The 10,293-nt window shown below is 66.5% G+C and carries 12 protein-coding genes and 1 other annotated feature; of the genes, 8 read left to right on the top strand and 4 right to left on the bottom strand.

Going from position 1 to position 10,293, the window contains the following annotated elements; translation table 11 throughout:
• Window positions 1-184: 184 nt before the first annotated feature.
• The 4 genes from AB0O89_RS14990 to AB0O89_RS14975 are packed head-to-tail and all read left to right on the top strand — an operon-like array spanning window position 185 to window position 4,292.
• Window positions 185-1,426 carry a spermidine/putrescine ABC transporter substrate-binding protein gene (locus AB0O89_RS14990; protein WP_363499262.1) on the top strand — a complete coding sequence of 414 codons (1,242 nt, stop codon included), beginning with the start codon at window positions 185-187 and terminating at the stop codon, window positions 1,424-1,426.
• 6 nt (window positions 1,427-1,432) lie between these two features.
• On the top strand, window positions 1,433-2,578 hold the full coding sequence (locus tag AB0O89_RS14985) for an ABC transporter ATP-binding protein (protein WP_363499259.1): 1,146 nt from the start codon (window positions 1,433-1,435) through the stop codon (window positions 2,576-2,578).
• 2 nt (window positions 2,579-2,580) lie between these two features.
• The gene (locus AB0O89_RS14980) at window positions 2,581-3,492 is read left to right on the top strand and encodes an ABC transporter permease (protein WP_363499256.1); all 912 of its coding nucleotides are present in this window, start codon (window positions 2,581-2,583) and stop codon (window positions 3,490-3,492) included.
• Window positions 3,493-3,506: 14 nt separating this feature from the next.
• Entirely contained in the window at window positions 3,507-4,292 is a 786-nt protein-coding gene (locus AB0O89_RS14975; RefSeq protein WP_292706951.1) for an ABC transporter permease, read from the top strand.
• 60 nt (window positions 4,293-4,352) lie between these two features.
• Here the strand turns inward: AB0O89_RS14975 and AB0O89_RS14970 are convergent, their stop codons facing one another.
• Window positions 4,353-4,808, bottom strand: coding sequence for an SRPBCC family protein (locus tag AB0O89_RS14970; RefSeq protein ID WP_363499253.1), 456 nt, complete (start codon window positions 4,806-4,808; stop codon window positions 4,353-4,355).
• A 168-nt stretch (window positions 4,809-4,976) separates the two neighbouring features.
• Between AB0O89_RS14970 and AB0O89_RS14965 the strand changes: the two genes are divergently transcribed.
• Entirely contained in the window at window positions 4,977-5,948 is a 972-nt protein-coding gene (locus tag AB0O89_RS14965) for a DNA topoisomerase IB (RefSeq protein WP_363499250.1), read from the top strand.
• A 14-nt stretch (window positions 5,949-5,962) separates the two neighbouring features.
• On the opposite strand, the gene AB0O89_RS14960 is transcribed toward AB0O89_RS14965, so the two are convergent.
• The 3 genes from AB0O89_RS14960 to AB0O89_RS14950 all read right to left on the bottom strand — a co-directional run bounded on the left by AB0O89_RS14960 (window position 5,963) and on the right by AB0O89_RS14950 (window position 8,483).
• Complete coding sequence (locus tag AB0O89_RS14960; RefSeq protein ID WP_363499247.1) at window positions 5,963-6,817, bottom strand: N-acyl homoserine lactonase family protein; 855 nt, start codon at window positions 6,815-6,817, stop codon at window positions 5,963-5,965.
• Window positions 6,818-6,873: 56 nt separating this feature from the next.
• Window positions 6,874-7,686, bottom strand: a complete 813-nt coding sequence (locus AB0O89_RS14955) for a TspO/MBR family protein (RefSeq protein ID WP_363499244.1) — start codon at window positions 7,684-7,686, stop codon at window positions 6,874-6,876.
• A gap of 71 nt (window positions 7,687-7,757) precedes the next feature.
• A complete protein-coding gene (locus AB0O89_RS14950; protein WP_363499241.1) occupies window positions 7,758-8,483 on the bottom strand; it encodes a DUF222 domain-containing protein in 726 nt (241 codons plus the stop codon).
• A 59-nt stretch (window positions 8,484-8,542) separates the two neighbouring features.
• Between AB0O89_RS14950 and AB0O89_RS14945 the strand changes: the two genes are divergently transcribed.
• The 3 genes from AB0O89_RS14945 to AB0O89_RS14935 all read left to right on the top strand — a co-directional run.
• On the top strand, window positions 8,543-8,860 hold the full coding sequence (locus AB0O89_RS14945) for a hypothetical protein (RefSeq protein WP_363499238.1): 318 nt from the start codon (window positions 8,543-8,545) through the stop codon (window positions 8,858-8,860).
• Window positions 8,821-8,949, top strand: a sequence feature (AL1L pseudoknot). Its footprint overlaps the gene before it by 40 nt.
• Window positions 8,857-9,693 (top strand): IS3 family transposase, encoded by an 837-nt coding sequence (locus AB0O89_RS14940; protein WP_363499235.1) that lies wholly within the window; start codon window positions 8,857-8,859, stop codon window positions 9,691-9,693. (Overlaps the previous feature by 93 nt.) Before AB0O89_RS14945 ends, AB0O89_RS14940 begins: the two co-directional genes overlap by 4 nt.
• A partial coding sequence (locus AB0O89_RS14935) for a site-specific integrase (RefSeq protein ID WP_363499232.1) occupies window positions 9,656-10,293 on the top strand: 638 nt, incomplete at its 3' end. The genes AB0O89_RS14940 and AB0O89_RS14935, both read left to right, overlap by 38 nt.

Raw genomic sequence — 10,293 nt, 5'->3', positions numbered from 1 at the left:
CCCGCGGCTTCCGCAACCGCGACAACTACCGGCTCCGCATGCTCCTCGCCGCCGGCGGACTCACCCCATGACCCCCACCGAATGTCCGAAGAGCCGGAAAACGCTTGCCGCCTCGGGTGAGGTCATGGCACGATCGCTGACAATCCGTGCACAGCACGCATTCAGCTGATTGAGGTGACCGACTATGCCCGACCGTCCACTCCCCTCCGATCCGATGATCCGAGCGCTGATCTCGCAGGCCCGCGCAGCGCAGATCTCCCGACGCGGCGTGCTCGCCGGCGCCGGCGCTCTATCGCTCATGGGATTCCTCGCGGCTTGCACCGGTCGCGTCGGCGGTTCGGACTCCACGGGCGGCTCAGCGCTGACTGCCCCCGAAGACCTCTCGTCGAGCGTGAAGACTCTGACGTGGGCGAACTGGTCGTTCTACCTCGACGAGGATGACGAGGGCAACCACCCGACGCTGCAGGCGTTCGAGGACCAGACCGGCATCACCGTCAATTACGACGTCGCGATCGACGACAACAACACCTACTTCGCGAAGGTGCGCGACCAGCTCGCGCTCGGCCAGGGCATCGGCGCCGACACCGTGTGCCTCACCGACTGGATGGCAAACATCTGGATCGCCTCCGGCTATACGCAGGCCTTTGACAAGGCCAACATGGGCAACGTCTACGCGAACCTCAACCCGAGCCTGATGAACCCGAGCTTCGACCCGGGCCGCGCCAACTCCGTGCCGTGGCAGTCAGGATTTGCGGGTCTCGCGTGGAACACCGAGAAGCTCCCCAACGGCCTGGCATCCATTGACGACCTGTGGAACCCCGACCTGAAGGGTCGCGTCGGCGTGCTCAGCGAGATGCGCGACACGATTGGCCTCATCATGCTCAGCCAGGGTGTGGACATCACCTCCGACTCGTGGGGCGACACCGAGTTCCAGAACGCGATCGACGTCTTCGCGAAGCAGGTCTCGGACGGCCAGATCCGCAACATCAAGGGCAACTCGTACGCCGACGACCTCATCAACGAAGACACGCTCGCTGCGATTGTGTGGTCGGGCGACATCACCGCGATCAACGCGGAGGTCGGCTACGACAAGTTCGGGTTCGCCCTCCCCGACTCGGGCGGGACGCTCTGGAGTGACAACTTCATGATCCCGATCGGCTCGCAGCAGAAGACCAACGTCGAGACGTTGATCGACTACTACTACCAGCCGGAGGTCGCCGCCGAGGTCGCCGCCTGGGTGAACTACATCACCCCCGTCGTCGGAGCACAGGAAGCGATGACCGACATCGACCCCGAAATGGTCGATAACCAGCTCATCTTCCCCGACGAGGCGACGCTCGCGAACGCGTACATCTTCCGGGCGCTCAGCAACCAGGAGCAGGAGAAGTACAACGCAGAGTTCGAAGCCGTCGGACTCGGCGCCTGATCCCGCATGAGCACGACGACACCCGAGGCCGGCGCCGACCTCGAGCTCCGCGGCATCCGTAAGACCTTCCCCGGCTTCACCGCTCTGCACGATCTGGACCTGGTGATTCCGGCGGGCTCGTTCTTCGCCCTGCTCGGCCCATCGGGCTGCGGCAAGACGACGACCCTGCGCATTGTCGCGGGCCTCGAGCGACCCACCGCGGGATCGATTTCGATCGGCGGTAAGGACGTGACATCCGTGCCGCCGCACAAGCGTCCCGTGAACACGGTCTTCCAGAGCTACGCGCTCTTCCCGCACATGACGGTGCAAGAGAACGTCGAGTTCGGTCTTCGCCGACGCAAGGTGACGGATGCCTCAAGCCGCGCCCTCGATGCCCTCAAGCTCGTCGAGCTCGATCACGTGGCGGGGCGTAAGCCCTCGCAGCTGTCGGGTGGTCAGCAGCAGCGCGTCGCGCTCGCGCGGGCGGTCGTCAATCGACCGGCACTGCTGCTGCTGGATGAGCCTCTCGGCGCTCTCGACCTGAAGCTGCGTCGCCAGATGCAGTCCGAACTGAAGACGATTCAGGATGAAGTCGGGATCACCTTCTTGCACGTGACGCACGACCAGGAAGAGGCCATGACGATGGCCGACACCGTGGCCGTTATGAACCACGGACGCATCGAGCAGATGGGCCCGCCGCAGGAACTGTACGAACTCCCCCGCACCGGGTTCGTCGCGAGCTTCCTGGGGCAATCGAACCTGATTCCCGCGACGGTCGAATCAGCGGCAGGCGGCACGCTCGTCGCGCGTACTGAGGCAGGGGGCACACTGCGGATGCCGATCGATCGCGCCGTCGCGACATCCGGCCCGATCACCGTGGGTGTTCGACCCGAGAAGCTGATGCTCGCTGCCGAGGCTCCCACCACCGACGACAACGTCCTCGGGCCCGGACGCATCACCGACCTCTCGTTCACCGGTGTAAGCACGCAGTACACCGTTGAGATGCCGGGGATCGGGCCCGTCGGGGTCTTCGAGCAGAACATGGTGTTCGGCTCGGTCTTCTCGGTGGGAAGCGAAGTCTGGGTGCGCTGGCGCCCCGAGCACACGTTCGGGCTGGATGCCGACGCCCAGGTAGGGGCCGCCGAGGCCATCGCCGACAGCGAGGACTCCTAGCCATGGCGATGTCGGCGCTGGCTGTCGCCGATACCAAGAAGGCCTCGCCGCAGCGTCGCGCTAGTTGGGTGGCGTTCGCGCTGCTGCTGCCGGGGCTGGCGTACCTCGCCCTGTTCTTCCTCGTCCCCTTCGTATCGCTGCTCATCACCTCGTTCGGCGTCAACGACACCTCCCAGTACGGCGCGTTCTACTACGCGTTCAACTGGCAGAACTACGTCGACGTCATCGCGGAGTACTGGCCGCAGTTCCTGCGCTCGTTCTGGTACGCACTGTTGGCCACCCTCTTCGCGCTACTGATCAGCTATCCGATCGCGTACTTCATCGGCGTCGTGCTGCGCGACAGACCGCTCATCCGCAACCTGCTGCTGGTGTTGGTGATCGCGCCGTTCTTCATCTCGTTCCTCCTCCGGACCCTCGCCTGGAAAGCACTGTTCGCCGACGAAGGGCCGGTCGTCGGATTCCTGCAGGCGATCGGCATCTTCGGACCGCAGGATCACATCACGGGAACCGGGTTCGCCGTCGTCTTCGGCCTGACCTATAACTTCATCCCGTTCATGACGCTGCCGCTGTTCGCCTCCCTCGACAGGCTCGACACGCGCCTGCTCGAGGCGAGCTCTGACCTGTATGCCACGCCGGGGCAGACGTTCTGGCGTGTCACGTTCCCGCTCTCGCTCCCGGGAGTCGTGTCGGGGACTCTGCTGACCTTCATCCCCGCGACCGGCGACTACGTCAACGCCAGCCAAGCCTTCCTCGGAAGCCCGTCGACCACGATGATCGGTAACGTCATCCAGTCGAAGTTCCTCATCACGGTGAACTACCCGCAGGCGGCAGCCCTCAGCATCCTGCTGATGGCCGTCATCCTGATCATCGTCGGCAGCTACGTGCGGCGCACGGGAACGGATGACCTCCTGTGAAGACGCAATGGACCGTGCGGTCCCGCATCCTCGGCATCTACGTCATCGCGGCGTTCGTGGTGCTGCTCATCCCGATCGCCTACACGTTCCTGTTCTCATTCAACGAGACGACCCGCACCAACATCACCTGGAACGGGTTCACGATCGAGAACTGGCTCACCGTCTGTGAGCAGCCCGAAGTGTGTGTGGCGTTCGGCAACAGCATCCTCGTCGGCCTTGTCGCCACGATCATCGCCACGACCCTCGGCACGATGATCGCCCTGGCGCTCGTGCGCTACCAGTTCAAGGCCCGCGGCTCGATCAGCCTGCTGCTGTTTCTGCCGATGGCAACCCCTGAGGTCGTCATCGGTGCCGGTCTTGCCGCCCAGTTCCTGACGATGGGCGTCGCGAAGGGGCTCGGCACGATCATCCTGGCCCACACGATGTTCTGTCTAAGCTTCGTCGTGGTGACGGTGCGCGCTCGTGCGCTCTCGCTGGATCCGTCGATCGAGGAGGCCGGGCGAGACCTCTACGGCTCACCCCGACAGGTGTTCTGGCGCATCACGTTCCCGCTGCTGCTGCCGGGCATCATCGCCGCCGCGCTGCTGTCGTTCAGCCTGAGCTTCGACGACTTCATCATCACGTACTTCACGTCGGGCTCGGTGCAGACTTTCCCGGTCTACATCTACGTCGCGGCCCAGCGCGGCATCCCGCCGCAGGCGAACGTGATCGCATCGGCGGTGTTCCTGCTCGCGATCATCGGCACCCTCGCATACGGCATCGTGAACGCCCGACGAGCGGCGGTTCGTCGGGGTCGCTGAGCGCTTAACGATGGCGCTCCCCGCAGGCTATTCAGCGCGCGGGGAGCATCATTGGCTTCGTCAGTTGTGGACTTCGCCGCGCCAGCCGCCGGTCTCGCGACCGCGGTCTTCGATGAACGACTTGAAGCGTTCGAGATCCATGCGTGCTGCTGCCTCGTCGAGGTTGAGTCCGGCGCCCGCCTTCTCGATGAACGTCTCGGGCTCCCACTCCATGCGCAGCTCAACGCGGGTGCGATCATCGCTCACGGGTGTGAAAGCGACGCGTCCGGTGTGAACCCGCTCCCCCGTGCTCGCCCACTCGATGTGGTCGTCGGGCACCTGATCGATGATCTGGGCGTCGAACTCGCGCTCAACCCCGCCGATGCTGACCGACCAGTGCGTGAGGTCGTCGCTGGCCTGGGTGATCGAGTTCACCGATCCCATGAACTCGGGGAACTCTTCGAACTGCGTCCACTGGTCGTAAACGGCGCGGATCGGGGCGTCCACCTCGATGTCTGCGGTCATCGTGCTTGTCATGACGGTCTCCTTCGTGGTCGCCGTGCTGCCGGTCGCCGGATCGGCGATCGGTCGGGGGCGACGATACGGATGCCGACGAGTCTCGCTGAGGGGGTTGACAGCATCCGCCCCGCCGCCAGAAGTACCGAACCGCCCTCACCCCCATCGCGGCGGCGTAGCGTGAAACGCATGCCTCGCCTCCGTCGCAGCCGCACCACAGAACCGGGCTTGCGGCGTGTGCGTCGCGGACGCGGATTCGCCTACCTCGATGAATCGGGTGCGGCGATCACCGACGAGGCCACGCGCGAGCGGATCTCGGCCCTAGCGATTCCGCCCGCGTGGAACGACGTGTGGATCTCGCCCCACCCTCACGGGCACATCCAGGCGACCGGCGTCGACGACGCCGGTAGGCGCCAATACCTGTATCACGAGGTCTGGCGCGAGCGTCAGGATCGGGTGAAGTTCGAACGGATGCTGGACCTGGCCGAAACGCTCCCCGGGGCCAGACGCACGGTGACGCTCGATCTGCGCTCCGACGGGCTCGGGCGCTCCCGTGTGCTGGCGACGGCGTTCCGGATGCTTGACACCGGGAGCCTGCGGGTCGGGTCGGAGCGCTACGCCGACGTCCATGGCAGCTATGGCCTCTGCACGCTGCTGTGCGCGCACGCGAGCGTGCACGACGGTGAGCGCGTCGAACTGCGCTTTCCCGGCAAGAGCGGACAGCCGTGGGAATCGGAGCTGACGGACCCCGATCTTGCTGCCGTGGTGCGGGCGCTCAAGCGCCGCGGTGGGCGGGCGCGACTGTTGGCGTGGCGCGAGGGCGATGGCGAGGTGCACCCGCTACATCCGGAGGAGATCAATGCCGACATCCGCCGGCGCACGGGCGGAGACTTCACCGCCAAGGACTTCCGGACCCTGCACGGCACCGCGGCTGCGGCTCTGAGCCTGGCGAAGGCGGGACCGGTGGATTCACCGTCGCGGCGGGCGAGGATTGTCGCTGCAGCAATGCGGGATGCGGCCTTCATCCTCGGGAACACCCCCGCTATCGCTCGGAGCAGCTACGTGGATCCGCGGATCGTGGAGGCCTACGAGCACGGCACGACGATCGACCCGTCGCGTCCGGCATCCGTCGAGTCGGAGTTGCGCGCGCTGCTTCGGTGAGAGTGCGCGTGCTCTCAGGCGACGAGTTCTGCGGCCCGAGGGTCGTGACCGGCGATCACCTGCAGGCCAGGCAGCCGCTCACGCAACGCCGCGAACTTCCGCAGCGTCTCGAGCTGCTGCTTCCGGTCGCCGACGTCCGGAACGACCGCCTTCTCGATGAGGCTCGGATCGTAGGTTGCATCCCCGACCAGCAGCAGCGGATTCCGACCCTCGCCACGACGGACGAGCAGGCTCATCGAACCCGCGGTGTGACCCGGCGTGGGCAGGAGCGTCAGCGCGCCGTCCCCGAAGATGTCGTAGGCACCGTCGAAGTCGACGAGCGCGGGATCCTGCGAGGGGGCGAACGCGACGGGCCGCCACTGGACACCGGCATCGAGCAGATGCTCGGCCAGGACGCCATGCATGTGCGGCGACTTCCCCGTGAGCACGGCATGCTCGTGCTCACTGACGAGCACCGGGACGCTGGCCGCGGCGAGCTCGCCGACGTTTCCAGCGTGGTCGTAGTGGAGGTGCGAGATAGCGGCGAGGCTCAGTCGCTCGATCGGAACCCCGGCGAGCTCGAGCTGTTCGCCGAGCCCTTGCCCAGGCGTGAGCGTTGAATCGACTTGCCGCGCGTAGACCGCACCGACGAATCCGCCAGGGAAGTACTCCTTCGGCGCATCAGCGGACCCGGGCGCTTGGCCCGTGTCCCACAGCACCCAACCCTGATCGTGCTCGATGAGGACGACATTCACCGGCAGCGGATCCGTCCATCGCCGCGAGGTGAACGTCCACCACAGCATAGGAGTGCCGTTGCCGACGATGTTGTGTGGACGCAGCCGCACCTCGCCGATACTCAAAACCGATACGCGTCCGACGCCGCTAGTCATGTAGTTCAGTGTGCCAGGTCGCTGTTTCGCGCCCGGGGCTACCAGGTTTCGGCGTGTCAGTCGGCGAGCGTCCGCTCGCGCATGAATCGCCCGACGATCGGGACGATGAGCACGATCACCGCGACGATGATCGCCGTGATACCGATCGGGACGTCGTTGAGGTCACCGAGGAGGCGGGCAACGGCGAGCCATCCGAGTCCCCAGGCGATCGACAGGACAGGCGCGATCCGCCACCCACCCGACGCCGATATCCCGAGCGCGACCACGGCGACCACGATCAGCACGATGACCCCGACGACGGATGCTGCGCTCTCCCAGTCCGCTGGGACGGTCGCGGTGAGCGCCGCGGCAATGTTGGCGACGGTGGCAAGGGTCACCCAGCCGAGGTGCAAGCCGGTGACGACGTCGATCAGGATGCCGTCGAGCCATCCGTCGGCCGGCTCTCGGGTGCGCACGGCTCGGAGGTAGGTCACGACGAGCGCCGCGAGCAGCAGGATGATGCAGACCACGGTCGCCCAGACCGAGAGGAACTGCACGGTGACGAGCCAGAGGCCGTTGAGCACCATCGTGAGGGCGATGAGCCAGCCGAGGCTGCGCTGACGGTCGCGGGCGCGCTGCGACGGGAGCGCCTGCCAGATGACGTAGATCGCGAGCCCGAGGTAGATGGGCGTCCAGATCGCGAAGGCCTCGGTCGCCGGCGTGAGGTACGAGGCATCCGGCGAGAACGACCCGCCCTGCGCATCTTGGATCGGTGTGCCGCCGAAGGCACCGAGGCCCACGGCGTCGCCGATGATCATGAAGACGAAGGCCGCGATCACCAGGATCTGGCGGGCTACGTCGCTGCCGCGTGCTGACTCTGTCGCGCTCATGCCCCCACGGTAATACGCACCTGCCGCCTGCAGGCCGGGTTCAGGCAGCGCCCCAACCCGAACCCTCCCGTTCAGGCGGCGTTGGGGTAGAAGGTGGGGAGGCGTCGCTCCGGCGGCACCACGTATCGGCGGCCGTGTGGGGATACCCATTCCAGCGACCCGTCACCCAGATGCGTGATCTGCCACCCGCCGTGGTGTCTCACCGTGTGGTGACCCTGGCACAGCGGGGCCGTGTTCGTCACCGAGGTTTCACCACCGTCAGCCCACGCGACCGAATGATCTATCTGACATTGCGAGGCGGGTTTCGAGCATCCCGGGCCCATGCACCGGTCAGCCCGCCACTTCACCAGCTTCGCCAGCTCCGGCGGTGGCCGATACCTCGTGCGCCCGACGCTGACCACGGCGCCGGTTTCGGGGTGGGTCAGCACCCGCATCCACCCCGTTGCGTTACCGGCGAGTTCCCGGGCCCGTTCGATCGGGATCGGACCAACCCCCTCCACCTCCGCAGGATCCGTCACACCATCGAAGCCGAGGAGGGCGAGGGCGGGGACGGTAACGACCACGGTTGCGCGGATACCCCGCGCCTGTTTCGGGTGTTGGGGAACGGTTCCGTCGATGAGGAGGTCGCAGAACACGTCAGCACGAATCTCATCCAGACTCCGCTCCACCCCATCCCCCGGTTCCCCACCGCGGGTGGTCCCGCGGTCGTGGTCACGGATCACCACCGCCTGCTGCGTCACGCGCCCGTAGATCGCGTGGGCTTCCACCGACGGAACCAGAGCGTGCACCCACGACATCGAATTGAACCGCCCTGGGTTCCATGGAGGCTCTGATCCCATCTAGGAGGATGAGGGCCATGCCAGCGAAGTACGACAAGGAGACGATCGAGCGGGTCGTCCGGATGTATTCGGAGCGTCGGGTCGAGGTACCGGATGAGTCGCAGGCGGCTGCGGCGAACCAGGTGTCGACGTTGACGCGGGTGCCTGCTGAGACGATCAAGGGGTGGGTGCGTCGGGCCGAGGTCGATGGCGGCTCGAGGCCCGGGGTGACGACTGACCAGCTGGCGGAGTTGAAGCGGCTTCGCCGGGAGAATTCCGAGTTGCGGCGGGCGAACGCGATTCTGAAATCGGCGTCGGCTTTCTTCGCGGCGGAGCTCGACCGCCCGTCAACGTGATCGTCGAATACATCGACCGGGAACGGTCGATGCACGGGGTCGAGCCGATCTGTCAGGTGCTCACCGAGCATGGTGTGAAGATCGCCCCGTCGACGTACTACGCAGCGAAGTCGCGTCCGCCGTCTCGGCGGGCAGTGTCGGACGCGGCTCTGTTGGAGGTGATTGTCGATCTCTGGGACCGCAACCGCGGCCTCTATGGGGTGTTGAAGATGTGGCATGCGCTGCGGCGCGAGGGTCACGCCGTCGGCCGTGACCGGGTTGCCCGGTTGATGCGGGCGGCTGGAATCTCGGGCATCGTCCGGGGTGCGCATCGCACGATCACCACCAGACGGGACGAGACCGCGGCCCGGTTTCCCGATCTGGTCGACCGGGGCTGGGGCGTCACCCGACTCGATTCGGTCTGGGTGGCCGACTTCACCTACGTCTGGACCTATCAAGGGTTCTGCTACGTCGCGTTCATCACCGACGTCGCCTCCCGGCGGATTCTGGGCTGGAAGGCGTCGATGTCGAAGGAATCGTCCCTGGTCACCGATGCGCTCCAACAGGCACTGTCGACTCGTCGGCGAGCATCGGCGACGTTCACCTCGGACGGTTTGATCCATCACTCCGACGCAGGCAGCCAATACACCTCCATTGCGCTGACGCAGCAGCTCGCCGAAGCCGGCATCGCAGGGTCGATCGGCTCGGTCGGCGACTCCCTCTTAACCGGCTATTCGGCCCGCGAGCCCAGGCGGCGACACGCCGGAGCACGTCGCGTCCGTCGCGTGTGTGACGCACGGGTGCAACATGTGTCGCATGACGGACAAGGAAGTCCTACGGCTCGAGCAGCGTGACGGCGAGTGGGTGCTCGCCGGTGAGCACGCCGCCCGGTTCGCGCTGGTGGACGAGTACCTCGCGCATCTGCTGGATCGGAACTACTCGCCGGCGACGGTGAGGTCGTACGGGTATGACTTGCTCGCGTTCTGCCGCTGGCTGACCGGGCAGGACCGGCCGCTGGAGGAGGTCACGACCGATGACCTGCTCGGGTTCCTGCGGGCGTGCCGGGAGGCGTCCCTGCCGGGCAGGCCGGGTCCGAACGTCGTCGGGATGGACGGGCGCCGGCTGGACCGGTATGCGGCGACGACGATCAACCGTCGGCTGGCGGCGATCTCAGGGCTGTTCACGTATGCGGGACTGCGCGACCCGGCGAGGCGCAACCCGGTCCCGCGGGGCAGGGAGGCGCGCTGGCGGACGAGCGGGGAGCGGTCAGGGATGCTCGCTCACACCGTCCGACGCCCCGTCGCGCGATCCGCGCTCAGGTTGCGGGAACCACGCCGGCTGCCGGTCGCGCTGTCACCGCAGGACGCGGCGACGCTGGTGGGGAGTCTGCGGACCTGGCGGGATCGGGCGATCGCAGGGCTGATGCTGTGGTGCGGGCTGCGGTCGATGGAGGT

It is taken from the genome of Microbacterium sp. NPDC076895 (assembly GCF_040687115.1).
Lineage (GTDB): Bacteria > Actinomycetota > Actinomycetes > Actinomycetales > Microbacteriaceae > Microbacterium.
This window is presented reverse-complemented; position numbering and strand designations above follow the sequence as displayed.